General features: G+C 61.4%; 23 protein-coding genes. 9 read left to right on the top strand and 14 right to left on the bottom strand.

Translation table 11 applies throughout. From position 1 onward, the window contains the following. Positions 1 to 56: 56 nt before the first annotated feature. The 5 genes from P3T17_RS04760 (at position 57) to P3T17_RS04740 (ending at position 4,184) form a co-directional block, all read left to right on the top strand. Positions 57 to 368: a BufA1 family periplasmic bufferin-type metallophore gene (locus tag P3T17_RS04760; protein ID WP_074264537.1), complete on the top strand. Its 312-nt coding sequence runs from the start codon at positions 57 to 59 to the stop codon at positions 366 to 368. Between the two features lie 129 nt (positions 369 to 497). Beyond that, a complete protein-coding gene (locus tag P3T17_RS04755; RefSeq protein ID WP_429405009.1) occupies positions 498 to 1,277 on the top strand; it encodes an HvfC/BufC family peptide modification chaperone in 780 nt (259 codons plus the stop codon). Positions 1,278 to 1,345: 68 nt separating this feature from the next. Then, a complete protein-coding gene (locus tag P3T17_RS04750; RefSeq protein ID WP_429405510.1) occupies positions 1,346 to 1,789 on the top strand; it encodes a DoxX family protein in 444 nt (147 codons plus the stop codon). A gap of 45 nt (positions 1,790 to 1,834) precedes the next feature. After that, positions 1,835 to 2,476, top strand: a complete 642-nt coding sequence (locus P3T17_RS04745; RefSeq protein WP_429405007.1) for a DUF1109 domain-containing protein — start codon at positions 1,835 to 1,837, stop codon at positions 2,474 to 2,476. Between the two features lie 121 nt (positions 2,477 to 2,597). Then, entirely contained in the window at positions 2,598 to 4,184 is a 1,587-nt protein-coding gene (locus P3T17_RS04740; RefSeq protein ID WP_429405004.1) for a methyl-accepting chemotaxis protein, read from the top strand. 42 nt (positions 4,185 to 4,226) lie between these two features. Here P3T17_RS04740 and P3T17_RS04735 read toward each other — a convergent pair whose 3' ends face one another. The 4 genes from P3T17_RS04735 to P3T17_RS04720 form a co-directional block, all read right to left on the bottom strand. After that, positions 4,227 to 5,639 carry an efflux transporter outer membrane subunit gene (locus P3T17_RS04735; RefSeq protein ID WP_429405002.1) on the bottom strand — a complete coding sequence of 471 codons (1,413 nt, stop codon included), beginning with the start codon at positions 5,637 to 5,639 and terminating at the stop codon, positions 4,227 to 4,229. Next, positions 5,636 to 8,812, bottom strand: a complete 3,177-nt coding sequence (locus tag P3T17_RS04730) for an efflux RND transporter permease subunit (RefSeq protein WP_429405000.1) — start codon at positions 8,810 to 8,812, stop codon at positions 5,636 to 5,638. Before P3T17_RS04730 ends, P3T17_RS04735 begins: the two co-directional genes overlap by 4 nt. A gap of 11 nt (positions 8,813 to 8,823) precedes the next feature. Then, positions 8,824 to 9,969, bottom strand: coding sequence for an efflux RND transporter periplasmic adaptor subunit (locus P3T17_RS04725; protein WP_429404998.1), 1,146 nt, complete (start codon positions 9,967 to 9,969; stop codon positions 8,824 to 8,826). 163 nt (positions 9,970 to 10,132) lie between these two features. After that, on the bottom strand, positions 10,133 to 10,441 hold the full coding sequence (locus tag P3T17_RS04720) for a PadR family transcriptional regulator (RefSeq protein WP_429404997.1): 309 nt from the start codon (positions 10,439 to 10,441) through the stop codon (positions 10,133 to 10,135). Between the two features lie 337 nt (positions 10,442 to 10,778). Between P3T17_RS04720 and ampC the strand changes: the two genes are divergently transcribed. Together ampC and P3T17_RS04710 are read left to right on the top strand one after the other, a co-directional pair. Next, positions 10,779 to 11,948 carry a class C beta-lactamase gene (ampC, locus tag P3T17_RS04715; protein WP_429404995.1) on the top strand — a complete coding sequence of 390 codons (1,170 nt, stop codon included), beginning with the start codon at positions 10,779 to 10,781 and terminating at the stop codon, positions 11,946 to 11,948. Between the two features lie 38 nt (positions 11,949 to 11,986). Further along, the gene (locus P3T17_RS04710; protein WP_429404993.1) at positions 11,987 to 12,574 is read left to right on the top strand and encodes a hypothetical protein; all 588 of its coding nucleotides are present in this window, start codon (positions 11,987 to 11,989) and stop codon (positions 12,572 to 12,574) included. Here P3T17_RS04710 and P3T17_RS04705 read toward each other — a convergent pair. Beyond that, complete coding sequence (locus tag P3T17_RS04705) at positions 12,565 to 13,449, bottom strand: SDR family oxidoreductase (protein ID WP_429404991.1); 885 nt, start codon at positions 13,447 to 13,449, stop codon at positions 12,565 to 12,567. The genes P3T17_RS04710 and P3T17_RS04705 overlap by 10 nt on opposite strands. 114 nt (positions 13,450 to 13,563) lie before the next feature. Here P3T17_RS04705 and P3T17_RS04700 point away from each other — a divergent pair, with 114 nt between their 5' ends. Next, entirely contained in the window at positions 13,564 to 14,208 is a 645-nt protein-coding gene (locus P3T17_RS04700) for a TetR/AcrR family transcriptional regulator (RefSeq protein ID WP_429404989.1), read from the top strand. Positions 14,209 to 14,285: 77 nt separating this feature from the next. On the opposite strand, the gene P3T17_RS04695 is transcribed toward P3T17_RS04700, so the two are convergent. From P3T17_RS04695 to P3T17_RS04680, 4 genes are all read right to left on the bottom strand, one after another. After that, a complete protein-coding gene (locus P3T17_RS04695; RefSeq protein ID WP_429404987.1) occupies positions 14,286 to 16,580 on the bottom strand; it encodes a phosphocholine-specific phospholipase C in 2,295 nt (764 codons plus the stop codon). Between the two features lie 243 nt (positions 16,581 to 16,823). Then, positions 16,824 to 17,705 (bottom strand): MurR/RpiR family transcriptional regulator, encoded by an 882-nt coding sequence (locus P3T17_RS04690; protein WP_429286998.1) that lies wholly within the window; start codon positions 17,703 to 17,705, stop codon positions 16,824 to 16,826. A gap of 57 nt (positions 17,706 to 17,762) precedes the next feature. Beyond that, complete coding sequence (locus P3T17_RS04685; RefSeq protein ID WP_083611408.1) at positions 17,763 to 19,208, bottom strand: cytochrome c peroxidase; 1,446 nt, start codon at positions 19,206 to 19,208, stop codon at positions 17,763 to 17,765. Between the two features lie 137 nt (positions 19,209 to 19,345). Then, entirely contained in the window at positions 19,346 to 21,127 is a 1,782-nt protein-coding gene (locus P3T17_RS04680; protein ID WP_429404985.1) for a phospholipase C, read from the bottom strand. Positions 21,128 to 21,588: 461 nt separating this feature from the next. On the opposite strand from P3T17_RS04680, the gene P3T17_RS04675 reads away from it, so the two are divergent. After that, a complete protein-coding gene (locus P3T17_RS04675; RefSeq protein WP_429404983.1) occupies positions 21,589 to 21,981 on the top strand; it encodes an NUDIX hydrolase in 393 nt (130 codons plus the stop codon). Between the two features lie 2 nt (positions 21,982 to 21,983). Here the strand turns inward: P3T17_RS04675 and P3T17_RS04670 are convergent, their stop codons facing one another. The 5 genes from P3T17_RS04670 to P3T17_RS04650 form a co-directional block, all read right to left on the bottom strand. Then, positions 21,984 to 22,385, bottom strand: a complete 402-nt coding sequence (locus tag P3T17_RS04670) for a transposase (RefSeq protein WP_429404982.1) — start codon at positions 22,383 to 22,385, stop codon at positions 21,984 to 21,986. 5 nt (positions 22,386 to 22,390) lie between these two features. After that, the gene (locus tag P3T17_RS04665; protein ID WP_429404980.1) at positions 22,391 to 24,055 is read right to left on the bottom strand and encodes an ABC transporter substrate-binding protein; all 1,665 of its coding nucleotides are present in this window, start codon (positions 24,053 to 24,055) and stop codon (positions 22,391 to 22,393) included. 21 nt (positions 24,056 to 24,076) lie between these two features. Further along, positions 24,077 to 24,520 (bottom strand): GNAT family N-acetyltransferase, encoded by a 444-nt coding sequence (locus tag P3T17_RS04660; RefSeq protein ID WP_429404978.1) that lies wholly within the window; start codon positions 24,518 to 24,520, stop codon positions 24,077 to 24,079. 132 nt (positions 24,521 to 24,652) lie between these two features. Further along, complete coding sequence (locus tag P3T17_RS04655) at positions 24,653 to 25,693, bottom strand: LLM class flavin-dependent oxidoreductase (RefSeq protein WP_429404976.1); 1,041 nt, start codon at positions 25,691 to 25,693, stop codon at positions 24,653 to 24,655. A 41-nt stretch (positions 25,694 to 25,734) separates the two neighbouring features. Continuing rightward, positions 25,735 to 26,676, bottom strand: coding sequence for a transporter substrate-binding domain-containing protein (locus P3T17_RS04650; protein ID WP_429404974.1), 942 nt, complete (start codon positions 26,674 to 26,676; stop codon positions 25,735 to 25,737). Positions 26,677 to 26,684 lie beyond the last annotated feature (8 nt).

The following is a 26,684-nucleotide window of genomic DNA, read 5'->3' as shown; positions in this document are numbered from 1 at the left end:
ATTAGATGACGTATCCAGCACGGGTACTCCTCTATTTCAACTTCTGGAGAATTTCCATGTCCGCCAAAGCCACTGTCAGCTCCACCCTGCTCGCCGGCGTCGTCGCAAGCCTGCTCGCTTCGGCCGCCCATGCAGCACCGCTCACCAGCGCGGAAGCTAGCGCCGCTGTCGCCGCTCACAAGGAAAAGTGCTACGGCGTCGCCCTGAAAGGTCAGAACGACTGCGCCGCCGGTCCCGGCACCACCTGTCAGGGTACGTCCGCGATGGATTTCCAGGGCAACTCATGGAAGTTCGTTCAGGGCGGCACCTGCACGAATATCCAGGTGCCCGGTGGCGGCCACGGCTCGCTGACTCCGCTGAAGTCCTGATCCTCCCGACCGCAAAAGCCAGCACAGGACAGGAGGCGGCCATGACCGATTTCACCCGAACGACGCATCTCGGACCCGACGGGCGCGGCCGCCGTCCCCGTACGCATGCTACTGCGCAGGAGCTCAGCCATGCAGCCTGAAAACCGTTCGCTCCGGTACGCCGCAGCGTTTGCACCGGGACTGATTGACCCAGCGATCGCGGCGCCTGAAGACCTGATCGCCGCAGCGGGGAAGCGTGTGGTCAAGCGCTATAACGTCTATCGCAACAACGTGACGGTCAGCCTTATCGATGCATTGGCCGCCGTCTACCCCGCTGTGCAGAGAATTACCGGCGTCGACTTCTTCAGGGCCATGGCCCGTTTCCATATCCGCGCGACGCCTCCCGCTTCGCCGCTACTGTTCGAGTATGGGCGCGACTTTCCTGCGTTCATCGAATCGTACGAATACGCCCGTGACATGCCGTGGCTTGCAGACACGGCGCGCATCGAGCGCGCGTGGCTTGATGCCTATCACGCGGCCGACCTGCCTGCACTCGCTACCGAGGCGTTCGGAAGTATCGAGCCCGCGGCGCTGGCCGGGTTGCGTTTCAGGCCGCATCCCGCGGCGCAGATCGTGCGTTCGGTCTATCCAGCCGTCGCGATCTTCGCGATGAATCGCACTGACGGTCCTGTTTCTGCGGTGCATTCGAGCGAACCTGAAGATGCGCTCGTGACGCGGCCGGGATACGACGTCATCGTTTCCCGCCTGCCGGCGGGAGGTGCCGCGTTCCTGATCGCTCTTCTCGCGGGCGAGTCACTCGGCGAAGCAGTCACGTCTGCGTTTGAAGAAGCCCCTTCCTTCGATCTCCATGCCAACCTGGCAGGGATGATCTCGGCGGGCGTATTTTCCGCCGTTCAACATGGAGATTGACCCAAATGACGTCCGACACCCAACAGGCAAAACCGCCATTTCCAGGTGCGGTGATATCCGCGATTGTCATGGCGAAGAGGTTCATACAACATCTCGCGCAACCGTGGCTCGTGCAGCTCGTGCTTCGGATTGCGCTCGCCGTTCCTTTCTGGAAGTCAGGCATCCTTAAGTGGCACGGCTTCCTGCAACTGAACGACACGGCAATCGACCTGTTCACGCAGGAGTTCCAGTTGCATCTCCCTGGCGGCCCCTATCCGTTTCCCGCCCCTGCGGTTTTTGCGTTCCTGTCGGGCTGCGGCGAGGTAACGTTCCCGGTATTGCTCGTGCTGGGCTTCGGAACCCGGTTCGCCGCCGCCGGCCTGATACTGATGACATGCATCATCGAACTGACCGTCCCGGAAGGCTGGCCGATCCATCTCACGTGGGTGGCCATGGCACTGGCCATCGCCGCCTGGGGACCGGGCCGCATATCCATCGACTATCTGCTGGGTGACAGGTCGTTCAGGCCCTGACCCGAAGTTTTCATCGAATCGTTGGGCTGTTCTCCATTGGACACCATGAGAACTTCAGATCTGATACTCAGGCTGACCGAGCGTCTGACGACGATCGATCCGGACGCCGTTTCGAAACGGCTCAACCGGTCGCTGAGCGTGGGTCTTGCCGGCAGCACGGCTTTGCTGGTGGTCATTTACGGCATCCGCAGCGACATGCCGCAATTGCTGTTGACGACGATGTTCTGGATAAGACTCGCGTTTCCGGTCGCGATACTCATCACCGCGTTGAAACTCGCCGGGCGTCTTGGACACCCCGGCGTACCCGTCAAGCTGGCGTGGTTCGCGGTTGCGCTGCCCTTCGTTGCTGTGCTGCTCGTTGCTTCGTTCATGCTGCTCGCGACTCCGCGCGGCTATCGGCTGGAACTGATGCTGGGCACAACATGGCGAGTCACCACGGCCAATATCGTTCTGCTTTCCTTGCCTCCGCTTGCAGCCGTGATGCACGCCATGAAGGGGCTGGCCCCGACCCGCCTGGCACTTGCGGGCGCCGGCGCTGGGCTGCTCGCCGGCGCGCAGGGTTCGCTGGTGTATTGCCTTTATTCCTCGGAGATGTCCGTGCCGTTCTGGGGTATCTGGTACGTACTAGGTGTTGTATTAACCGCAGGCATGGGTGCTGTATTTGCTCCGTTCTACTTACGGTGGTAGCGGGGCAAGCCTAAGGCCAAGCCACGCCACAGGAAAGCAGGTCTCGAGATCAATACGGGTTGCACGCGCTGACCGGATAAGGAGTCAACGCCTGTTGCAGCCCATACGCAAAGGATAAATCGTGAAGGCTATTGGTCACCTCAGGATAGGCGTTCGCCTTGGAATCGGATTTGGCGCGACGCTCGCCCTGCTATGCCTCGTAGGCGCGCTTGGACTCGCGCAGGCTTCCCGCATTTACGACGGCACGCAGGAGCTCGCAACCGATCTCCTTCCCAGTGTCCAGCGGCTGGGCGATATCCGGGCGCTCGCCGACGAGGTCCGCCAGGCTTCCCTTAGTTATCTGATCGCCACCAGTTCCGCCGAGCGTCAGTCGCAGCGGTCGAAACACGACGCCGCGCTGAAAGAACTTTCGCAGGTGTGGCCCCTGTACGAGGCGGTGGTCGGATCTGCCGAGGAACTGCAACTCTCGAACCAGATCAAGGCAGCATGGACCTCCTACCTTGGGCTGGACAAACGGTTAAACGAGCTCTCCGACAGCGGAGATGAACATTTCAGCGACGCCCGCTCATTCGCCGGGGGCGAGTCTTCGAGCGCATTCAGCAAGGTCACCGCACTCATCGCGCAGGATATTGCCCTGAATAGTCAGGGCGCAAGCGACTCCAGTGAGCAGGCTGCGGACGCCTTCCACAGCGCCTCGCTGTTTACCGGCGCGCTGACCGGAATAGCGATCCTGTTGAGCCTCGTGATTGCGTTCGTCATTACCCGCTCCATTACGGTTCCCATTGGCTCGTCCGTGAAGATTGCCCAGACGGTCGCGCAAGGCGATCTCACCTCGCAAATCGAAGTGAGCGGCAAGGACGAAACGAGCCAGCTACTGCGAGCGCTCAAACACATGAACGAAAGACTCGCTGAACTGGTAGGCCAGGTGCGTTCGGGCAGTGACAGCATTGCGACGGGCGCTGCGCAAATCGCAGCGGGCAATGCCGATCTGAGCCAGCGGACCGAAGAACAGGCTGCGTCGCTCGAGGAAACCGCAGCAAGCATGGAGGAACTGGCTTCCACCGTCCGGCAAAACACCGAAAGCGCCCGGCAAGGCAACGCACTCGCGGCAAACGCGTCCGATATCGCGCAGCGTGGTGGCGACGTCATGGGCCGCGTAATCGGCACCATGCAGACGATATCCGAAAGCTCGGCCAAGGTGACCGATATCATCGCGGTGATCGAGGGTATCGCCTTTCAGACCAACATCCTCGCGCTCAACGCATCGGTCGAGGCGGCGCGTGCGGGGGACCAGGGGCGCGGTTTTGCCGTTGTCGCTGCAGAAGTGCGGACCCTCGCACAACGAAGTGCCCATGCTGCCAAGGAGATCAAGGAGCTCATTACACACTCGGTCGAGCGTGTGAAGGCTGGTTCGAATCTCGTCAACGAAGCCGGCGCGACCATGGACGAAGTCGTCCAGGCGGTCAAGCGTGTCTCCGACCTGATGGGAGAGATTACTGCGGCATCGCTAGAGCAGGATGCCGGTATCGAACAGGTCAATATCGCCGTGGCTCAGATGGACCAGGTGACGCAGCAGAACGCTGCGCTGGTTGAAGAAGCTTCGGCCGCCGCGCAGTCGGTGTCGGCACAATCCAGCACACTGCGCGAGGTCGTGTCGATCTTCAGGCTGGAAGCGGAGCCTGCGGTGAACAGCGCGTCGCTCGCGTAGCAGCACTCGTCCCGCGTTTGCGCGGTTGGTCCCGAACTGTATCTACGCCTTCCAGCCTCCACCCAGGGCCTTGTATAGTGTGATCAGATTGCTCAGTTCTGCAAAGCGGTCGTTGACCAGTTGCTGCCTTGCCGTATACAACGTGCGTTCGGCATCCAGCAGGACCAGAAAACTATCGGTCCCCGTGCGATAACGGGCTTGCGCCAGATCGTCGTAGTGCGTCGAAGCCGCCACGTACTCGCGATCCGCCGCCACCTGGTCCACGTAGGTGGCGCGCCCGGCCAGCGCGTTCGCCACTTCCTTGAAGGCAGTCTGAATCGCCTTTTCGTAGTTGGCGACTTCGATCTGTGTCTCTATCTTCGCCGCGTCGAGCGTAGCCCGATTGTTCCCGTAATCGAAGATGGGCAGCGTCACCGTAGGTGCGAAGGTCCATGCGCCGGTCGCTGCCTTGAACAGGCCTGACAGCGCGGTGCTGGACGTCCCTGCCGCCGTCGTCAGCTGGATGGATGGAAAGAAGGCCGCGCGGGCCGCGCCTACGTTCGCGTTAGCGGCCTTCAGCGTATGTTCCGCTTCGACGATGTCGGGGCGCCGGGTCAGCAGGTCGGACGGCACACCGGCACTCACCGGCGGCAACTGCGAGGCTTCCAGCGCTTCGCTGTGAAGCAGTCCGTCCGGAATCGGGCAGCCGATCACCGCCACCAGATTGTTGAAGTCCTGCGCCACTGCACGCTGGTCGGCGATCAGGCTCGAACGCACGCTTGCATACTCGGACTCAGCCTGCCGCACATCCTGCATTGAGGCCGTACCGATCCGCTCGCTTTGCAGATTCACCTGATAGGTTTGCCGGTCGGCTTCGGCTGTTGCTGTCGCCACCTCGAGCAGCGATTGATCGGTCAGCCACTGAAAATAATCGGTTGCGACGGTCGCAATCAGGCTGATGCGTGTGCTGGTCTGCGAGGCGTCTGTCGCCAGATATTGCTCGAGCGCCTGATGCTTGAGGCTGCGTAAACGCCCGAAGAAATCGACCTCCCAGGAAGTCTCGCCAAGCGTCACGCTGCTGTCTTTCGTGGTGACGCCGATCTCGCGATAGTTGTCCACCGCTCCTGTTGCATCGATTGTCGGCAGGAGTGCCGAACGAGCGATGCGGTATTGTGCCTCGTATTGGGCCACCTTCAGCGCAGCCACCCGCATGTCGCGATTGTTTTCAAGCGCCAGCGCGATCAGATTCTGCAGCGCGGGATCCTGGAAGAAGGTGTGCCAATCCACGTCTGCTGCGAGAGGCGCAGGGGATTGCGCAGCCACGCCGGCCCCGGAGGCTGACGCACTAGCCGCCACGCCCGCCGCGTCCGTCCAGGCCGCCGCCACTGGCGAAGGCGGGCGCGTGTAGGCGGGCTCCAGGGTGCAGGAGCACAGGCTGATGACGCATAACACGCTGCCAAGAATATGCCGCTTCATTGCTCGGTCTCCGCCGGGTTCGTCGTGTCGGGATGCAACTTGCGCTCCTTGAATACCTTGCGCACCAGAATAAAGAAGAGCGGCACGTAAAAGACTGCCAGCAGCGTCGCGCCAAGCATGCCGCCCGTCACTGCCGTGCCGATCGCGCGCCGGCTCTCGGCGCCGGCACCGCCACTGAAAACCAGCGGCAATACGCCGAACACGAATGCAATCGAGGTCATCAGGATCGGCTTGACCCGCAAGCGCGCCGCTTCGAGTGCCGCATCCATCAGATCGCGGCCCTGTTCATGCAGCTCCTTGGCGAATTCGATGATCAGAATTGCATTCTTGGTGGCGAGGCCTATCGTCGTGAGCAGTCCTACCTTGAAGTAAATATCGTTGGGCATGCCCCGCAGCGTCACGGCAAGCACTGCGCCCAATGCGCCGAGCGGCACCACCAGCAGGACCGCGAATGGCATGCCCCAGCTTTCATACAGGCCGGCCAGACACAGGAACACGATCACGATCGAAATGCCGTAGAGATACAGCGACTGCGAGTTGGACAGGACCTCCTGATAGGATTGGCCGGTCCATTCCACGGAAAACCCCTTGGGTAGTTGCGTGGCAATTTTCCCGATCGCCTTCATCGCGTCGCCGGTACTTGCGCCCGGCCCTGTCTGCGCGGTCATTTCCATCGCCAGCATATGGTTGTAGCGCTCGATCTGCGGCGACCCGAAAGTCCAGCGGGTGGTCGAGAAGGCAGAAAACGGCACCATCTGGCCATCGAAATTGCTCGGTCCGGAACCGGAGACCAAAACAGCTCCGTCCGCCGCGGCGGTACGCACATACCATTGCCCGATATCGTCCGGCATCATCCGGTACGGTGCATCAGCCTGCACGAACACGCGCTGGATTCGCCCCGTGTCGATGTAGTTGTTCACGTAGGACGAACCGAAGGCGATTTCGAGCGTGTTGTTGATGTCGGCGATCGACAGACCAAGCGCGCTGGCCTTCTCACGATCGATATCGACATGGAACTGCGGCGTGTCATCCAGTCCGGCCGGATGCGTCATCGCCAGTGCGGAATTTTTTGCGGCGAGACCCATCAACATGTTGCGAGCCTGAAGCAGCCGCTCGTGTCCCAGCCCCGCCCGATCCTCGACCTCGAAATCGAGGCCGCTCTGGTTGCCGAGGCTAGGAATCGCCGGCAGGTTCACAGCAAATACCTGTGCGTCGCGCAAAGAGGCGAAATGGGCATTTGCGCGGTTCAGGATTGCATGCGCCTGCTGATCGGCGCCGTCACGCTGACTCCAGTCCTTCAGGCTGACAAACAGGATCGCATTGTTCTGGCCTTGTCCATTGAAGCTGAATCCGTCGATCGCCAGTACCTTGTCGGTGCCTGGTTCATGATGCAGAAAGTAGTCCTCAGCGAGCCTGACCGTGCGGTCCGTCACGGACAGCGGCGTGCCGACCGGCGTCGACACCAGCACCACCACGACCCCTTGATCCTCGTCGGGCAGATAGGATGTGGGCAGCCCACTCATGAGCCAGGCGAGCGCCGCGACGATCACGACGAAAAGAAACAGGAAGCGCAGCGGGCGCGCGAGAAAAGCAGCCAGCCAGCCGCGGTAACGTTCGATGCCATGCTCGATAAAGCGGGCAATCCGCCCGCTGTGAGCGGCATCGCCGGCACTGACCGGCTTGAGCAACGTGGCGCATAAGGCGGGCGTCAAGGTGAGCGCCAGCAGCAACGAAAGCACCATCGCCGCTACGATCGTGACGGAGAACTGACGGTAAATGCCTCCGGTCGCCCCGGAGAAAAAGGCCATCGGAATAAACACCGCGGTCAGCACGGTCGTGATCCCAATCAGTGCGCCGGTGATCTGCTTCATGGCCTTGCGTGTCGCTTCGCGCGGCCCCAGACCTTCCTCGCGCATCATCCGGTCGACGTTCTCGACCACCACGATGGCGTCGTCCACCAGCAAGCCGATCGCAAGCACCACGGCGAACATCGAGAGCACGTTGAGCGACATGCCGGCGACCCAAAGCACGATACAGGTGCCAAGCAGCGCAATCGGAATCACCACGGCCGGAATCAGCGTGGTGCGCACACTGCGCAGGAAAACCAGCATGACGAGAAACACGAGGACCACCGATTCGATCAGGGTCTTCATGACGTCCACAATCGAGATCTTCACGAACGGTGTCGTGTCGAACGGGTAGTCGACGTCGACGTCCGCGGGTAGTTGCGGTTTCAGCTCGTCCACGCGTGCGCGCACGGCCGTCGCCACCGCCATCGCGTTGGCGCCTGTGGCCAGCTCGATGGCAAGCGCTGCGGCCGGCCTGCCGCCCATGCGGGACACGATGTCGTAGGTGTCGCCGCCAACCTCGACGCGGGCAACGTCCTTCAACCGCACCTTGGCGCCGCTGCTATTGACGCGCAGCAGGATGTCGCCGAACTGGTCAGCAGTGCGCATCAGGCTCGATGCGGTGATCGTCGCGTTGATCGCCTGGGACGCGGTCGCCGGCGTCCCGCCCAGTTCGCCAACCGAGGTCTCGACGTTCTGGTTGGCGATCGCGGTCGTCACATCGCTCGCCGTCAAACCGAAGCTATGCAGCTTGATCGGGTTCAGCCAGATGCGCATCGCGTGCTGCGGGGAGAACAGGTTCACACCGCCGACGCCGTTGATTTCGGTGATAGGGTCCTGCAACTGACTCGCCAGCAGATTGCCGAGTTCGATCGAGTTTAGCCGTCCGCTTCGCGAAGACAGCGACACCACCATCAGGAAACTGCTGCTTGCCTTGGAAATGTTGATGCCCTGCTGCTCGACCACCAGCGGCAACAACGCGGACACCTGGCTCACCTTGTTTTGCACCTGCATCTGCGCGATGTCGGGGTTGGCCCCCGGATCGAGCGTCAGTGAGATCGTGGCCTGGCCCGCATTGCTGCTGGTGGACGACATATAGAGCAGATGGTCGATGCCGCTCAGACTCTGCTCGATCACCTGCGTGACGTTGGCCGCCACCGTATCGGCCGAGGCGCCCGGATAGGTCGCCACGATCTGGATCACGGGAGGAGCGACCGACGGATATTGTTCGATCGGCATCGTGCGCAGCGCCAGCACGCCAGCGATCATGATGACGAGCGCGATGACCCAGGCCAGTACCGGCCTATCGATGAAAAAACGTGCCATTTCGTCCCCGCTTAACTGTGTACGGCTGCACTGCTAGCCGCGGGAGCGTTAGAAGCCTGGGTGTCGGTCACCTTGACCGGCGCGCCATCCTGAAGCTGGCTGGCTCCGCTAATCACCACCCGATCGCCGGCCTTCAGGCCCTGCGAAACGATCCACCGGTCGCCGTAGGCCGTATCGGCCTTGACGGGCGCCTCATAGGCCTTGCCATCGTGACCGGCCACCCACACCGTCGCCCGGCCGTCCGCGGTCCGCGTGACGGCCAGTTGCGGAACCAGCATGGCCTGCTCGTCGACGCCCTCTTCCAGCTCGGCCCGCACGAACATGCCCGGCAACAGTTCGTGCTCCGGATTGGGCACGACCACACGCAAAATGACCGAGCCGGTAGTCTGATCGACGGTGATGTCCGAGAAGGCCAGCGTCCCCGGCTGCGGATAGTCGGAACCGTCCTCCATGACGATATGCACGGTTGCGCCCTGGTTACCCGCCTGCTTGAGACGGCCAGCATTGAACTCCTTTCGGAGTCTTAACCAGTCGACGCTCGGACGGGTCACGTCGAGATACATGCGGTCGATTGTCTGGACCGTGGCGAGCGCCGTAGTTTGCTCCGCGGTGACGAGGGCGCCGGCGGTCACGCTGGACACGCCGATCTGTCCCGAGATCGGACTCGTGATGCGCGTATAGCCGAGATTGATGCGCGCGGATTCGAGCGACGCGCGATCAGCCAGCACGTCAGCCTGATCTTCGTTGACGACGGCGATGGCGTCGTCGTAATCCTGCTTGCTGACGCCGTTAATCTTGACCAGTTCCGCAAAGCGGCTCGACTTCGCCTTGGCGTCCGACAACGTGGCCTCGGCTTTCGCGAGTACACCCCGGGCCTGATCATAGGTGGCCTGATACATCGCCGGATCGATCTGATAGAGCGGCTGGCCAGCCGTTACCTCAGCGCCTTCGGTAAACAGACGCTTTTGCACGATGCCGGAAATCTGCGGACGCACGTCGGCCACATTGAGGGCAGACAGGCGTCCTGACAACTCGGTCCGCTCGACGATTTTTTGCGGCGTCATGACCAGAACGCCGACTTCGGTTGCAGATGCGGCGTCGCCCGCGCCGCCGGCCAGATGTTTGCCGCAGCCACCTAACGCCAACAGGAGCAGCATCGCAGCGAGGCATGAAGCTGGGCGCAGCGAAACTCGCCCGTACTTATCAGAACACGCGAAAAGAACCATATCACCTGCTCGCTTTTACTTTTTTTGACTGAATGAAAAACGACCGGATCCCGATACCCAGGATCCTTTAACCGTTCTCCGCTACCGCGCCGCCTTACTGCCCCAGGACGCCTTGAACCTCGTCGACAAAACTGCGCCATTCCGCCCGCATTTCGAGTAACCGGCGACGGCCGATGCCGGTCAGCGAGTAATACTTGCGCGGCGGTCCCGAGGCCGATTCGACCGTATAGGTCGACACCCACGCCTCGGCCTGCAGACGCCGCATCAACGGATAGATCGTGCCCTCGCCCACCTCCATCGCAAGCGAGAGTGTCGATGCCAGTTCATAGGCGTAACTATCCCCGCGGGCCAGAACAGCCAGCACGCACATATCGAGCGCCCCTTTCTTCAACTGCGTTTTCATCTATGTCCGGAGGAATAATGCATAACAAGGAACCTTGCTATGCATAATACATGAGCCGGGCCGAAACGCCTGTTGCAACTGGGCGTGACAGTATCAGCCTCTATTTGTTTATGCAAGGTACCGATCAAAAATCATGCATACGATGTGCTTACGGAAGATTAACAGGACCTTCGGGCGATGGCGTATCCGCTCATGCTCCTCCGAGGATAGTTGGGGACGCTAACCATCCCATCCGAAAGTTTTTCTATTTCCTAAGGCAAGATTTGCTCGATAGTCGATGAACGGCAGAGGCGTCATACTCCGTCGTCAAAACACGCCCCACTCAAGGACCAGGCAAATGAATCGACGAGCCGTAAGCCTCATGACGATCACCGCTATTGCATGCACGATCGCGACCGCCAGCCACGCAGCGGACGATCAGAAAGACAGAATAAAAACCGCGGTCGACCACGCCATGGCACCCGTCATCGCGCACAACGGCATTCGCGGTATGGCGGTCGGCATCGTCGATGGCGATGAGCACTACGTGTTCAACTATGGCGTGGCCTCGACGGAGACAGGAAAACCGGTGACGAACGAAACCTTGTTCGAGCTCGGTTCGGTCAGCAAGACGTTGACGGCGACATTAGCGTCGTATGCGCAGGTTCGCGGCTATCTGTCTCTGTCTGACCCGACGAGCAGGTTCCTGCCGTCGCTGCAGAACAGCCCCTTCGGCAACGTGACGCTCCTCAATCTGGGCACGCACACTCCCGGCGGCCTCCCCTTGCAGGTGCCCGACAACATCAGCAACAATGAACAGTTGATGCAGTATTTCAAGGCGTGGCAACCGGCCTACGCGCCTGGTACCCATCGGACTTACGCCAATCCCAGCATCGGAACACTCGGTTTGATCGCGGCAAAAAGCATGGGGCAAGATTTTGACGGGCTGATGCAAGGTCAACTGTTCCCCGCGCTCGGCATGAAAGACACCTACATCAAGGTACCTGCGGCGAAAATGCCCGACTACGCGCAGGGCTACACAAAAGATGGCGCGCCGATCAGGATGGCGCCAGGCGTGCTGTCTTCTGAGGCATACGGTATCAAGACGACCGCCGCAGATATGAATCGCTTTGTCGAAGCCAACATGAATCTGATTCGTGTGAACGAAAAACTGCAACACGCGATTGCCAATACGCACATCGGCTACTTCAAGGCAGGGCCCATGACACAGGATCTGATCTGGGAACAGTATCCGTACCCGGTCACGCTCGAGTCGCTTCTGTCCGGCAATTCGCCGGCGATGATCTTTAACGCAACGCCGGTTACCGAAATAAAGCCACCGCAAGAACCACAAAACAATGTCTGGATCAACAAAACCGGCTCGACGAACGGCTTTGGCGCCTACATTGCCTTCATTCCGCAGAAGCGACTGGGGATCGTGATTCTCGCCAACAAGAACTTCCCGATTGATGAACGAGTCACCGCCGCATACCGGATTCTCACGTCGCTGGAGAACAGCGAACATTAAGAGCTGTCGCCGCGGCCTTCTCATCCTGACGAGACACCATGAATTCAACCATAGCATTCAAGGCGGCTGAGCAAACCATGTGGCGACTAGTGCAGCGCTACACAGGTCGGGTGGGATATCGGCGCGGCGTGAAATCCGAAGGGCTATCGCTGAGTCCGCCGGTCATTGACTGCTCGGGATGGACCACCCTGCTCCTGACGCAGGCCATGCAGGCGGAAAACGAAGCGACCGGCCGGGCAGTGTTCAACGCAGACGACATGCTGGCGTTGCATGCCTGGTCGGATCGGATCATCGAGGAGATTGGCACACGCACGGGGTTCATTCTTGAGGCGAGCAAGATCACAGCCGACACCTTCCCTCGATACGCCACGATTGGGCTGAAAATGGGTGAGCCCGCGTGGGCGAACAACCATCCCCGCTCACGCGGAATCACCCACATCGTTCAGGTGGTGTGCAGCCCGGAGGACGGTGCGCAGTTCGTTTCGGAGTCCTACGGCGGATCCGTCTCTCCGGGGATAAGCCTCACGCCGCTGACGGAGTGGCTTGCTTCATCAGAAAACCATCTCCGGGCCGGCGAAATGTGGGTTGTCGACCCTTTCCGGCTGGCCTCGGAAGCTCAAGGCTGAAAGACGGCGATGTTGTCCTTCAACCACTCCGTCAACGATCGCGGCGCTTTTCCCGTGAGTTCCTCGACCGTCGACGTCGTCTCTCCCAGCACAGACTCGCGGAACATCTGATCAAGGCCCAGCAGCAGATCGACCGCGAAAGGAGGATGCCCCGCGGCGAGCAAGACCTCTCGTTGTTGTGCAGGAGTGCGATTAATGTAGGTAACCGATCTATCGAGCAGGCGCGACAACTCCTCGGCAACCTGCGCCATCGTCCATGCCCGAGGACCGGTCAGGTGGTACGCCCGCTGCGATTCGGGTTCGATATCTTCCAGCAGGGCAACGCGCGCGACGTCGGCTATGTCGCGCGTATCGATGAAATTCGCACGCCCTTCCTTTGCCGCGCCGCCCCACGAACCGGCGGCCACACCCGCGCCCGCATACTTGAGAAGATAAGCAAAAGCACTGGGGCGCAAAACAGTAGACGCTACCGGTTGATGCGCCAGGTGCGCCTCGATCTGCATGTGCCAGGCAAACGGGATCAGTCGGCTGGCGGGCCCAAGGGCGGACAGCTTGACGATATGCCGGACACCCGCGGCAACGGCGGCATCGATCAATGCAATCTCGTTGTCGACCTGCCGGCCCGAGGTGCCTTGCGAGATGAACAACCGGTCGACACCACGCAACGCTTCCCGCAGGGTGTCCGGGCGTTCAAAGTCGACACCAACCGCCGTCGCACCGGCAGGCAATCGTGCGCCATCGGGCTGGCGCGTGAGCGCCACGAGTTCAACCGGATCGGCGGCGAGCAACGTGCTCAACGCCAAACCAACGCGACCTGTGGCCCCGGCAATGGCGATCCGCGGCTTCTGTGTATTCGGGACTGGATGACTGGACATATCGGTGCCTTTTGGAGGTATCATGGAACGAACGATCCAAATATCCTGGAACGATCGTTCCCATAATGGAATGATCGTTCCTGATTGTCAACCTGTTTTGTCAACGAGGACCGAGTGAGCGGAAAACCGCAATATGACGAAGCCGCAGTCATCGACGCGGCACTGGAAGTTTTCTGGCGCCACGGCTATGCGGCTGCGTCGATCAATGATCTTTCGGAAGCCACGGGTCTGTCCCGATCGAGCCTTTATCAACGCTTCCAGGACAAGGACGGCCTGTTCCAGGTGGTGCTTGCGACCTACACGGACCGGGTGCTAAGGAGGATGAATTCGACCGAGGGCAGCACAGGACGCGCTCGCCTCGAAGCATTGCTGCGTGGACTTCTGCCGGGCGTCCGGCAACGCCCTCCGGGCTGCCTGCTGGCGAGGAGTTGTGCCGAACTCGTCGACCTGTCCGAAGCAGGACAACAGGCAGCCGTCGTCGGGATGAACGCGCAGCGCGAGATGTTGGCGAATCTGTTGCGCGAAGCAATAGCGAATGGCGAATTGCAAGCCGACGCGGATGTCGATGCCCTGGCCTGGCACTTTCTCGGTGTTTCCCAAGCAGTGCTTAACCTGCCTCAGGCGGGCGCAAGTGCAGACACCCTGGACCGCATGATCGACCTCGCCATGCTGGCGTGGCCGAGCGCGCGCGTAGCCAGAAAGCAAGCCGCAGCTCGAGGCAAAAACAAACCTCGAACAGCGCCTCGCCGACCCAGTTGAACGCAGGGCAATCCGGCGTAAAAAGCTGGCCACCAGTATGCCTCACAGCACACCGGTGGCCTTCGTCTTTACTACGGCTACGCTAGTTCACGATCGGACATGGCACCCAGCGCCGGATCGCTAGTGCCTGCGGCGGCGCTCTGGTGAGCGAGACCGCTGCCCATCGCCGGATCGCTGATGCTCGGCCGGCCGGTTTCGACGCGGCCCGCGAAGCGCCGCGTGAAACCGCTCGCGGTGGCCGTGAAGTCGTACCAGCCGCCGAGTGCCGCCATTTCCCAACGCTGCACGGTCGACCGGCGGGGCGACACGAATAGCGTCTGCGGACGCAGGAACGCGCTCGCATAGGCATTGGCCGCCAGCGTGACCTGCACGTCTTTCGAACCGTTGTTGGTGAAAGTCGCCGACACCGCCCCGGTCAGCGCCTCGTAGCCAACCTCGATTTCCACCTGTGCGCCCGTGAGCGCGTTGCCGCTGAACTGGCGCACGAAGCCGTTCGGCCCATACACCCACAGGTTGTAATTGCCGCTCGTGCTGGCGGTCCATGCGCTGTCGTGCAACTGCTTGCCGGCTTCGACGGTATAGCGCCGCGGGATCGTACTGAGATTGTTCTGGTCATAGACATGGAATACCGCGCCCTGCTTGCCGGTATTGCTGAACAACAGCTCGATCGTGCCGTTCGGCGACACGCGCGCGCTGGTGTGCAACTCATAGGGCAGCGCACGCGACGGCCGGAACCCGGGTTCCTGGAACAGCGGCTCGGGCGAGCTCGGCGGCGTGACCGCCGGCAGCGCCTGCTGCGCAGCGTCGAAGGCCGCGGTGTTGGCGGTGCTCGGCAGCCGCGAATAGGTAGAAGCATTCGCGTCCGGACGCCGGAAGTCGAAGCAGCCGGTCAGATCGCCTGTGATCGCGCGGTTCCACGGGCTCACGCTCGATACCGTAATACCGAAGCGCTTCTCCAGGAACATCGCCATCGACGTGTGCGAGAACACTTGCGAATTGACCCAACCGCCGGCGCTCCACGGGGAGATGACGAACATCGGTACGCGTCCACCGAGGCCCCACGGGCGCACCGAACCGCTGATCGTGTCGGCGGATTCCAGATAGGTCGAATACAGTGCGGGTGTCGTTGCAAAATACTCACCGGCTAGCGGCAGCGTCGAGCCACCCATGACGTTGCCGCTCGCGTCGTAAGACGGCACCGCTGGGCGCAGCGCGTGATCGAAGACGCCGTCTTCCTCGTCGTAGGTGATGAAGAACGCGGTCTGGCTCCAGACGGCCGGATTGGCCGTCAGCGCGTCCAGCACCTGCGAGATGAAATTCGCGCCGTCGCTCGGGAAGTAGCTCGGGTGCTCGGAGACGTTCGGCGTCGGCAGGATCCACGAGACCTGCGGCAGCGAGCCGCTCTTCACGTCGTTCGCGAACGACGTCACAAAATCGGGGCTGCCGGTCATGCCATTGTTGTAGATGGTCGAGCCCGGCTGTGCAGTACGGAAGCTTTCGAATGCGAGGCAGCCGTGCAGCAGCCCGCCCCAGTTGTTGTTCGGATCCTGATAGATCTTCCACGTCACGCCGGCCTGCTGCAACAGTTCCGGCAGCGTCGGCCACGTGAATGCCGTGCCGCCATAGGTGTACTGATACGGCGGGGTCGTGGCCGAAATCGTGCCGCCGACCGAGCAGCGCACGTTGGTCGCTTCGGCGTTCGCATCGGTCGAATTGACGCCGCTGCTGCCAAGCTGCGGATTGAAGTTCGAGCCAGAAAAAAACGCGATGCGGTTCGGATCGGTCGGCGCAGTCAGCTGGCAGTGGTACGCGTCGCACAGCGTGAAGGCTTCGGCCAACGCAAAGTGAAACGGAATATCGGCCCGCTCGTAATAGCCCATCGAGTACTGCGACTTCCAGTACGGCCAGTGGCCAAATTGCCCCTGGCTCCACGCCGCCTGCCCGGTGCCGTAGTCATGCGGACAATCGGCGACACCCATCGCGTTCATCGTCGCCGTGTTGAGGTGAAACGGCGGGATCACGGTGGTCGTGCTTGCACCAGGCGCTGACGACGCCTCCTGCCACACCGTCTGGCCGTTCGGCAGCGTGACCGGGAAGCGATCGCCAAAACCGCGCACGCCCTTGAGCGTGCCGAAGTAGTGATCGAAGGAGCGGTTCTCCTGCATCAGGATCACCACATGCTTGATGTCCTCGATCGTGCCGGAACCATAATTGGCCGGAATCGCAAGCGCCTTGCGAATCGATGCCGGCAGGATCGTGGTGGCCGCCAGTGCGCCAGCGGTGTTCACCGAGCGGCGCAGAAAGTTGCGGCGGGAGTCGTTGTGCTGGGTGGACGGGGTCGGGGTGTCGTCGTTCTGTTCGATTTCGCTCATCACGTGTCTCGACGTAGTAGGGACGGGCAGCACCCGGCACTCCGGGCCAGCGTGGCTTGCCGGCGGATTACGGGGCGCAGTCAGGACCGGGAGCGCTGTCGTGCTCGACGCTGGGTGGAAAGGCTGCCGCGCCCGATCTCCTGTTCAGGTTACGAGGCCTTCGTGACAGACGAGTGAAGTTTATTTATCGAATATGTTTCCACTTTTGAACATTATTCAATTTTGCTTCCACCGCCCTTCCCTTCAGTAACGCTTCAGCGAGAGGACGTCGAAGGTGTGGCGAATGGTATCCACCGAGCGCTCGTAATCCGCTAGCGCGAGGCAGGCGATCAGCGTGTCGACGATCGCGAGTTGCGCGATCCGGCTTGCCATCGCCTCGGTACGAAAGTGCGTCTCGCGCGCCATGGTCGTGAGCACGATGTCGGAATACGCGTGGATGGGCGAGCGCCCGAAGTTGGTGATGCAGATCGTGCGCGCGCCCGCTTCCTTCGCCAGCCGGGTGCTGGCGACCGTCTCGTGGGTGGCGCCTGAATGCGAGATGGTCAGCGTGGCAACACTCGAATCGCATAGCGACGCACTCACCGCCTGGATATGCGGGTCGACCGCGACGCGCGCATCGAGACCGATGCGCAGCAGCCGGTAATGCGCGTCCTCGGCGATCGGCGCCGAGCTGCCGACACCGTAGATTTCGACGCGCTTCGCACTGCGAATCGCCATGACGGCCTGCTCGAGCGCATGCACGTCGAGAGTCGCTTCGGTTTCGTGCAACGCCTGGACGTTCGAACTGAAGATCTTCGCAACCACGGCCGCCGTGCTATCGCCGCGCGCCACGTCCTCGTGAATCAGTTGCACCGGCTGCACGATTTCCTGCGCGAGCACGATTTTCAGCTGCAGGAAACCCTTTGCACCGAGCGTCTTGCAGAAACCTACCACGCTGCCTTCGCTCGCGCCGACGCGCTCGGCCACTTCGCTGACCGACATATGCACGACTTCGTGCGGGTATTCGCGGATGAAATCCGCAATGCGCCGGCTCGCGGCGCCATAGGTCGGATAAAGCTGTTCGATGCGCGACAGGATGGCCGACACGGTGATCGCGTCGGCCCGCGCTGCTGGGTTGTTTGCCACACGGTTTCCTTGCAGGGGGCGTCGATAGTGCAAGTATGCCCCCGACAATACAACGCATCACTTCGGGTGGTAGCCGTCGTTTAACGTGCCGATAAACGCGATGATGTCCTGGATATCCTGATCCGTCATCGCAGGCTTGTCGGTCGGCTTGACATCGAATGGCGCGTCGGCGAAGTCGATGTTGGGCTGGTATTGCTTGGGCACATCGTCGAACATCACCACCTTGCCCGACGCATCGTGCGAGTAGATCTTCTCGGGATTGGTATTGCGCAGGTTGTAGAAGTCCATCACGTGCTTCAGGTCGTGATAGACGCCGTTGTGGAAGTAGATGTGGCGTGCTGCACTATTGCGTAGCGTCGGCGTGAGGAACATCGAGCAATACTGCGTTTGCTGCGCCAGATCCTTGCGGATCGGACCGCACAAGCCGATGTCGAAGGCCTTCGGATCGCGGTTCTGCGCCAGCTCAGGGTTGCGCGGTACAGCAAGCGCTTCGTATTGCGTGTCGGTGAAAAGCGGCGGCAGGTTGTCCGCAGTCGGCGCACTCAGGTGGCAGCCGGCGCAGTTGGCCTTCTTCGGATCGTTGAACAGATGCAGGCCTCGCAGTTCCGTTTGCGTCAGACGTGCCTTGCCTTGCAGCCAGTAGTCATACTTGCTGGTGAACGCGTGGAACGACGGTTCCTCGAACTGATAGCGGCCCACTGCGAACATGGCTTCTGCCGTGAAGCGTTGCGGATCCTTGAGGATCTGCGGACCGAAAAGCTTTTCGAATGTTTTGACGTAAGGCGCCTTGGCAAGTTTGGCGGCCACGTCCTCCACGTTTGTATTGGCCATTTCGTTCGGATCGAGCAGCGGTCCGATGGCCTGTTTTTGCAACGTATCGGCACGGCCATCCCAGAACAGGCCGCCCTGCGGCACCATCGCCGGAGCAGCGGGCGCGAGGCCCGCGACCTTGTCCGCACGCTGCACGCCCTTCGCGGCCGAGGCAAGCGCAGCGAAATCGGGCGGCGCCTCGGCATCCGCCGCATCAGGCCCGATGCTGAAAACCGCCTGACGGTACAGGTAGGCGAGCGAAGGCGGCGGACGGTAGCCCGGCCGGTCCAGATGCGGACCGCCCAGCTGCACGGACAGATCGTTTGGCGGTCCGTACGAATGCGCCGGGCTGTGGCACGACGCACACGACTGCTTGCCGGACGCGGACAACGACGTGTCGTAGAAAATCTGCTGGCCCAGTTGGGCGACAGCACTCAGAGGAGCAGACGGCGGCAAAACCAGTTGCACCGGATGCGGGTTCGCGCCGGTGATACCTCCCACGAATTCACCTACGGTGTCGGGCATCTGCTCGGGGTAGGCGAACGCGTAGCCGACCAGGCCCGCGACGGCTAGCAGCACGACCACACATCCTGCCAACAGGGGCCCGCGGCCGCGTGGCCTGCTTTGTCCGGGTGGCTGGGGGGCAATGGTTGATCCGGCTGATGGCGAAGTGGACTGTGGACTCGTAGACATGTGAATGTAGTGAGAAACGCAGAGGTATCAAAAACGCATAGGGCCCGGCCTAAGCCGGGCCTCTCCAAAAACACTCGTCCCGGTAGCGTGAGCTACCGGGACGTGAACCGGCTATGAAGCGTGCCGGCTGATGCTGCTTAGACTGCCGGTGCCACTGAGGAAGCGGCCGCCGGCGGCGTGGCAACCTTCGTACCCAGGTTCTGGTCGAGGAACAGCGTCGGATTCGGCGTCGTCGTCGAGAAGTTGAACAGGCTCATGATGCTGCCTGCGCTGGCATCGTTCGAACCCTGGCCGATACGCGTACCATTCAACCAGTTGTCCTCGATGAAGCGCACCACCGATGCCTGTGTGATCAGCGTATGGTCGACGTAGTTCGGCTTGGCATACGGCGAGATCACGAGCAACGGAATGCGCGTACCCGGGCCGCAGCGGCCGTTCACTGCACCACCGTTGACACCCACGCCCTGCACCGCGCCCGTCGCGTTACATACACCGGCGCTGACGATCTGGTCGGCACCCGTCACACTACGTTCGTTGTCCGAGCTATTGCCGGCGCTTTCCACCGTGGTGCTGTCGAACGACGAGGTCGTCGGCGTAGCGAACTGGTGGTCGTACCAGCCGTCCGAATCGTCATAGGTCACGATAACGGCGGTGTTCTTCCAGTCCGGCTGCTGCTCGAGGAAGTTCACCACGCTGGTCACGAAAGCCTGCTCGTCGAGCGGATCGGAATTACCCGGGTGCGCATCGGCAATCGAAGGCGCCTTCAGGAAGCTGACCGACGGATAGTTGCCGGCGTTCACAGCGGCAAAGAAGTCGTCCACGTCGTACTGGTGGTGCACCGGCGTCGCCGTGCTATCCAGCGGATCGGTATGACCGATCACCGAAACCGAACTCGGGCGGGTGTGTGCCAGGTTCTGCGTGCTCGCGTAGTACTGGAACCACGCGTGATGCTGAACATAGTCGGCTTCGTTCGCGCCCAGCACGCCCGAGAAGGTCGAGCGCTTGCAGCCCGTCGTGCCGTTCGGGTTGACTCGCGTCAAGTCGAAGCCGCCCATGAAGCCGCCCCAAGTGATGTTGGCCGAATTCAACAGATCGCCAATGTTCTTCGAGGTCATCGTTGCCGTCGCCGTCGAAGCCGAATCGGCCGCGACTGTACAGGCATCACCAGTCGGATCCAGGTCGCCGATCAGCGTCCAGCCGCCCTGCAGGTCATAGACCACGTTGGACGACGGATTGGCCGACGCGCTGGCCGCTACCACCGCGCCGTTTTTCGTAACCACGGCACCATTGTGCTGGCCCGACACCACGGCAATCGCGCCCGGCGTCGAAGGACCGTACGTGTCCGTGTACATGTTGTCGCTCATCGCGAAGTTCTGCGCGTAGTTCCACAGAGCCGTCACGGTATTGCCGTCGTAGTAACCCATTACGAGGCCGAGCGTGCCGAATTCACCAGTCGTGCCCGTCGCGTTGTTACCCGTGTTGAGCGGGAACAGGTCCATCTTGCCGTTGTCGGAAGCGAGCTGTTCCGCCGTGTAGCCGTGGTTCTGACCTTCCGTGCCGGCCTGGGTACGGTCGAGGCGGAACGGATTGATATTGGTGCCAGCCGGGTTCGCCGTGTTGGAGACCGTGGGATTCGCAGTGAGCAGCGCCGTCGTCAGACCGTTGACCGTCGGCGTGCCGGCTGCCGCGGTGAACGTCGGTTCGCCCGAGGGGTTCGTTGCGTTCGGGTAAGTGCCGAAGTAGTGGTCGAAGGATTCGTTCTCACCGAAGATCACGACGACGTGCTTGATCGGCGTCGCGGTATTCAGTGCATCCTCTGCCGACGGCGCTGGCGTGTTGTGGCTGCTGCTGCCGCAAGCCGCCAGCGTCAGCATCGTCACCGCCAACGAAATCGGCAACAGGGGTTTTCTACGTAACATATGGGGCGCTCCGGATATTCTGCGACGGATCCATCGTTTGGGGATAGGAAGCCGCTTTGTTAAAGGAGTACAGCGTGTTATCAGCTCGATTACGCCGACGCATTGGAGCATTCGAATATGAAGGTTTTATAAACGCACTGAAAGATACGGACTTGAAGCGGACGATTGGCTGAAATCACAGGTAATCGGAAGTTCGTCGAAAGCATTTTGTATTATTTCTGTTGTGCGAACCGGCTGGGCCTTGATTCACCTGCATCGCAAGCACAGGCTGCGTGCACTCGCAAAGGCAACCGGATACAGGGCAGCGGCCCGCTCTTTTTTAAGGCGCGTTTTAGCCTGGTTTATTACGAAATTGTGATCGACAGATCCGGATTAATCGAAGACAGTATTTCGTCAATTCCGTGAATCGCCGGTGCTGGCCGGTCAACGAACGCGCCGCCGCGCGACATGGCATACCGCAGATGAACAACGACCGCTTTCCGGTATCAGTTAAAGGCGTGGCATTCAGCGCGCCCGGCCAGGTCATCCTGCTGCTGAACGAGCGGCAGGAGTGGGAGCTGCCCGGCGGCCGGCTTGAAGTGGGCGAAACTCCCGAGCAGGCCGTTGCCCGGGAGTTCGAAGAAGAGCTGGCGGCAACCGTCACGCCCTGCAGGATTCTCGATAGCTACCTGTTCGAAGTGATCCCCGAGCGCTTTGTATTTATCGTGACGTATGGATGCCGGATCGACGGGACGTTCTCGCCTTCGATCAGCGAAGAGCATTTGCAGGTGGGGACATTCGACGTGGATGCATTGCCGGAGCCGCTTCCCTCGGGATACCGCCGCTCGATTCTTGCGTGGCACGCGCAAATCTAGTTTCAGATCACGTCGACCGGCGCGCGCCACGTTTGCGGACTGCTCCACGACAGACGTTTCAGACGAGCGTGATCCGGGTTCGCCGCACGATGTTTGAACGCATCGCCAATTGCACCACGCGGCGACACTGTCCGGCCGCCGGCATTGAGCCGTCTGACGATTTCGGCAAGCGTGCCGTCGGCCTGCCACTCGTCAAAGCGACGCACGCAGGTCGGGCGTGATGGATACCGGCCGGGCAACCTGGACCAGCCATGCCCGGTCGATAGTCCCCACAGCACCGCATTGACCACGGTGCGCGGCTCCACTCGCCGTCTTCCTGAGCGCTCGGGCGGCGCCACTTCGTTGCAGAACAATCCCTCGATCAGGGCCCATTCGCTGTCGGTCAACTCCTCAAACTGGCTCATGTCGTTTACTCCAGCCAGACGCCGTCGAACCGGTGACTTCCGAGCGGCGAAAATACGAGCCCTTTCACGCGCTTCGATGCAGGCAACGACACGATCGAATGTGCGATCGGCGTATAAGGCACCTGCTGCTTGAAGATTACCTGGGCCTGCTCATAAAGCGTCGTGCGTACTGCGGTGTCGGAGCTCGAGCGTGCCTTGACGATCAAGGCATCGAAGCTGGGATCGCACCACTTCGACACGTTGCTGCCATGCACCGCATCGCAACCGAGCAAGGTGCCGAGCCAGTTGTCGGGGTCGCCATTGTCGCCCGACCAGCCGTAGAGGATCGCGTCGTGCTCACCGCCCTGCTTCGCGCGGCGATTGTATTCACCCCACTCGTAGCTGACGATTCTGGCGCGCACGCCGATGTTCGCCCAATCCTGCTGGATGAGTTGCGCCATCAACTGCGCATTCGGGTTGTAGGGACGCTGCACCGGCATCGCCCACAGCGAGATGTCGAAACCGTTCGGGAAGCCCGCCTGCGCCAGCAATGTCTTCGCCTTCGCGGGATCGTACGGCGCATCCTTTAACTGTTTGTCGTACGACCATTGGGACGGCGGCATCGGATTGGTCGCGATGGTCGCGTTGCCTGCGAAAACGGCCTTGATAATGGCGGGCTTATCGATCGCCATATCGAGCGCGCGCCGCACTTCGACGCGGTCCAGCGGCGTGTGCTGCGTGTTGTACGCAACAAAGCCTACATTGAAGCCCACGCCTGTAATCAAGGTCAGGTCGGGGTTGCGTTTGATCACCTCCAGATCCGCGGGACGTGGGTACACCGACACCTGGCATTCGCCGCTCGCGAGCTTCTGGGCCCGCACACCTGGGTCGGGCGTAATGGCAAAGATCAGGTGCGCGAGTTTCACGTCTTCCGGGCGCCAATAGTCGGGATTGGCGTCGTAACGGATCAGGGCATCCTTCTGATAGGAACGGAACACGAACGGACCAGTGCCGACCGGCAACTGGTTGATATCGGCCTCGCGATGCGCAGCGCTCAGTTGTGCTGCGTATTGCGCGGACAGGATCGATGCAAAGCTCATCGCGACATTGCGCACGAAGATCACGTCCGGCTGTTTTAGCTGGAAGCGCACCGTGTAGTCGTCCACTTTGTCGATCCGCTCGAGGTTCTTGTCGAAGCCCAGATCGCTGAAATACGGGAAACTCGTCGGATAAGCCCGGCGAAACGGATCGTCGGGATTGAGCATGCGGTTGAAAGTGAACAGCACGTCATCCGCGTCGAAATCGCGAGTGGGCTTGAACCACGCCGTCGTATGAAACTTCACACCATGCCGCAGATGAAACGTGTACGTCCGCTGATCTTCGGACACCTCCCAGCTCGTCGCGAGCGCTGGCTCGAGGTCGAGCGTGCCGGGGCGAAATTCCACCAGTTCGTTGTAGACCGCGCTGCTGCTGGCGTCGAAATCGGTACCGGTTGTGTGCTGACCCGGGTCGAACCCGGCCGGACTGCCCTCAGTGCAGAACACCAGGGTCTTGCCGCTGGCTGCATACGCCGGCGTGGCAACCGGCAGTGTAGCCGTCAACAGGCTGAACGATGCGACGCAGAGGGATATGGACGCAAGCGCAACGCGCCGCACAGCAAGCGCTGATTTTTTCAAGGAACGGTTGATCATTGATAGGTTGGGTAGAAAACGCTACAGGTACTTCTCGAACAGATATCCCGGCGGCTGGTCCTCACCGAAGTCGTGTGCGGACATCAAGGTATAGCCATTGGTCTGATACAGGGCAATGGCCTCTGGCTGACGCGGTCCGGTACTGAGGAACACGCGCGTATAACCCAGACGAACCGCATGCGCCTCCAGTTCGATGAGAATGCGCCGTGCGAGACCCTGACGCCGATGCTTGCGGCTCGCCCAGATGCGTTTGAACTCGGTAGTGCCCGGGTCGGCATGGCGCATGAACGCGCCACCCGCTATGGCCTGCCCGTCTCGCAGCAAAAGCAGGAACGCACCGTGCGGCGGCGCGAAAGCCTCCACCGGATAGCGCCGCATCTCTCTCGCGATCTCGTCGGTGTCGATCAGGCCCGCGTAACGACTGCTGTATTCGTAGGCGAGCTCTTCAAAAAGAGGACGCGCCAACGGGTCGTTCCCCAAAACATAAATGAGGCGGTCGTCGGGCACGGTGTGAATCTGTGTCGGAACAGTGGAAACGGATGTGGCTTCGGCTTGTGTCATAAGGTCAATCAATCGATACGGCAATATGTGTGGCTGCTACGCCGCGACAGGTTCTCGTGCGGCCTCGGGCCGCCAGCCCAGTTCAGGTGCGATGCGTGTCACGAAGTCCTCGAGAATCTGCTGATAGTTCTCAAACGGAAGGTCGTAGGGCAGTTCGAGGCGCAGTTCGCGAACCTGTCCAACGACCGGATCTTCAAGCAGGCGCGCGACAATCTCGTCTGCAGTACCAACCAGATCGGGCGCAAACAAGGTGCGGCGCTCGCCATGCGCAGTCAAAGTGCGTGCGTGGCGTCCCTCGGCGAACTCTCGATATCGTTGCCGCGTCCTGGCATCGGCGCCATCGGTCGGCACGATCACGCGGCCCAGCGCGATACGCGGCGAGCGCGCTTCGCGCCAGTGCGAGTGGAACAGTTCGAGCTGGCGCAGCTGCGCTTCGCGGTAATCGTCAGTTCCCTCACCGGTTGTGATGTTGCCGATCAGCAGATTGAAGCCATTGCGGCCGGCCCATTCGATCGAGCGTCGCGAACCGCCGCCATACCAGAGCCGCTCGGTGAGACCCGCCGCATAGGGCGTCACGCGAGGCCGCACGCGGCCCGCCGCCGATTCGATGAAGGTGTCTTCCGCGCCGAGCCATTCACCGGCGAGATTGCGGCGCAGACGCTCGACTCGCGCATGTGAGAAGTCGATCAGTTCGGGATTCGCATCGAAAAGCCGTTCACCGAGCAGGATGCCGTGCGCCGGGGCACCTGCGCTGAGCCCGATGTTGAGGCGGCCGCGCGACAGCACATCGACGGTGGCAAGGTCCTCGGCAAGACGAAATGGATTCTCGTAGCCCATCTGGATGACCGCGGTGCCGAGGCCGATCCGCGTCGTACGCTGGCTGGCAGCCGCGAGGAACGTCGCCGACGAGGAGACCGCTCGTTCCAGGTGGCGCTGACGCACCCACGCGCTGTCGTAGCCAAGCGCCTCGCCGACGCCAAACAGTTCCAGCGTCCGCTCGAATCCGGCGAGCGGCGCATCGTCGGCATAGTTGCCCGGCGTGAGGAAAGCAAGGTGATCAATGCGGACCGCACACATAAATGCCCTCTCTGGTTGTTCTGGCTCGTAAGCGCCTTCGATCACGCATCCGGAAAGCCGGCAGGATTGGTCTCGGAGTGCTCGACGGCCTCTGTTTGCAGGCCCCAGCGCGCGAGCGCCGCGCGATACTGGCCGCCGCGGATCAGCCCATTGGTCGCCGCCGTCAGCGCCGCCGCAAGGCCACTGCCCTTGCGGCTCGCGATCGCGACGTCCGCGTTGTTCGGCCAGCCCGCGTTGACCGTGCCTACCTGGCGGATCTGTCCTTGCGTCGCGGCCTCATAGGCGAGCGTCGGATCTGGATTGAAGATGGCATCGGCGCGGCCCGACAGCAGCGCCAGCCGGTTAGCGGCGCTGTCGTCGTAGTACTGCAGGCTCGCCTCTTTCAGCCCATGTGCGGTGTTCCTCTGATTCCATTCGAGCAGGATCCGCTCCTGGATCGTCCCGGAACTGGTGATGATGCGCAGCCCCGCGATATCCTTCGGTTCGCGGATCGACCTGATGGCGCTGTCCGACTTCACATAGAACCCATGCAGACCCAGCCTGTACGTCGTAAAGTCGAACTTCTGCTTGCGTTTCCCGGTGACGCCGACGTTCGAGATCACCGCGTCGTATTTACCTGACACGAGACCCAGCGGCCAGTCGGGCCACGCGACAGGCACCAGCAGCAGACGCAGGCCGAGCGCATCGGCGACGAGCTGCGCGTAATCGGGATCGGAGCCCACGATGCTACGGGCGTCGGTCGCGTACGACGCGATGGGCGGATCGAACGGCGCTATCGCCACCGTGAGCACGCCTGGCGTCACGAAACGATAGCCTGCCAGCAGGCGCTGCGCGTCCAGATCCCTGGGCGCGCGGATACGCTCTTTCTGCTCAGGGCTGAAGTCGTAAACCTGTGTTGCCGCATACGCTGGTTCGGCAGACCATGCAAACGGCAACGCAGCCAGCGCGGCCATCTCCATCATGAACGTCCGTCGGCCGGTCATCAGTGATC

The organism is Paraburkholderia sp. GAS82, assembly GCF_050436285.1.
In the GTDB taxonomy this organism is placed as follows: Bacteria; Pseudomonadota; Gammaproteobacteria; order Burkholderiales; family Burkholderiaceae; genus Paraburkholderia; species Paraburkholderia phenazinium_B.
This window is presented reverse-complemented; position numbering and strand designations above follow the sequence as displayed.

Excerpts from the sequence above, each read along its gene's own strand:
- P3T17_RS04760 (WP_074264537.1), top strand. The coding sequence starts at position 57 with ATGTCCGCCAAAGCCACTGTCAGCTCCACCCTGCTCGCCGGCGTCGTC.
- P3T17_RS04755 (WP_429405009.1), top strand. The coding sequence starts at position 498 with ATGCAGCCTGAAAACCGTTCGCTCCGGTACGCCGCAGCGTTTGCACCG.
- P3T17_RS04750 (WP_429405510.1), top strand. The coding sequence starts at position 1,346 with ATGGCGAAGAGGTTCATACAACATCTCGCGCAACCGTGGCTCGTGCAG.
- P3T17_RS04745 (WP_429405007.1), top strand. The coding sequence starts at position 1,835 with ATGAGAACTTCAGATCTGATACTCAGGCTGACCGAGCGTCTGACGACG.
- P3T17_RS04735 (WP_429405002.1), bottom strand. The coding sequence starts at position 5,639 with ATGAAGCGGCATATTCTTGGCAGCGTGTTATGCGTCATCAGCCTGTGC.
- P3T17_RS04730 (WP_429405000.1), bottom strand. The coding sequence starts at position 8,812 with ATGGCACGTTTTTTCATCGATAGGCCGGTACTGGCCTGGGTCATCGCG.
- P3T17_RS04725 (WP_429404998.1), bottom strand. The coding sequence starts at position 9,969 with ATGCTGCTCCTGTTGGCGTTAGGTGGCTGCGGCAAACATCTGGCCGGC.
- P3T17_RS04720 (WP_429404997.1), bottom strand. The coding sequence starts at position 10,441 with ATGAAAACGCAGTTGAAGAAAGGGGCGCTCGATATGTGCGTGCTGGCT.
- ampC (WP_429404995.1), top strand. The coding sequence starts at position 10,779 with ATGAATCGACGAGCCGTAAGCCTCATGACGATCACCGCTATTGCATGC.
- P3T17_RS04710 (WP_429404993.1), top strand. The coding sequence starts at position 11,987 with ATGAATTCAACCATAGCATTCAAGGCGGCTGAGCAAACCATGTGGCGA.
- P3T17_RS04705 (WP_429404991.1), bottom strand. The coding sequence starts at position 13,449 with ATGTCCAGTCATCCAGTCCCGAATACACAGAAGCCGCGGATCGCCATT.
- P3T17_RS04695 (WP_429404987.1), bottom strand. The coding sequence starts at position 16,580 with ATGAGCGAAATCGAACAGAACGACGACACCCCGACCCCGTCCACCCAG.
- P3T17_RS04685 (WP_083611408.1), bottom strand. The coding sequence starts at position 19,208 with ATGTCTACGAGTCCACAGTCCACTTCGCCATCAGCCGGATCAACCATT.
- P3T17_RS04680 (WP_429404985.1), bottom strand. The coding sequence starts at position 21,127 with ATGTTACGTAGAAAACCCCTGTTGCCGATTTCGTTGGCGGTGACGATG.
- P3T17_RS04675 (WP_429404983.1), top strand. The coding sequence starts at position 21,589 with ATGAACAACGACCGCTTTCCGGTATCAGTTAAAGGCGTGGCATTCAGC.
- P3T17_RS04670 (WP_429404982.1), bottom strand. The coding sequence starts at position 22,385 with ATGAGCCAGTTTGAGGAGTTGACCGACAGCGAATGGGCCCTGATCGAG.
- P3T17_RS04665 (WP_429404980.1), bottom strand. The coding sequence starts at position 24,055 with ATGATCAACCGTTCCTTGAAAAAATCAGCGCTTGCTGTGCGGCGCGTT.
- P3T17_RS04655 (WP_429404976.1), bottom strand. The coding sequence starts at position 25,693 with ATGTGTGCGGTCCGCATTGATCACCTTGCTTTCCTCACGCCGGGCAAC.
- P3T17_RS04650 (WP_429404974.1), bottom strand. The coding sequence starts at position 26,676 with ATGACCGGCCGACGGACGTTCATGATGGAGATGGCCGCGCTGGCTGCG.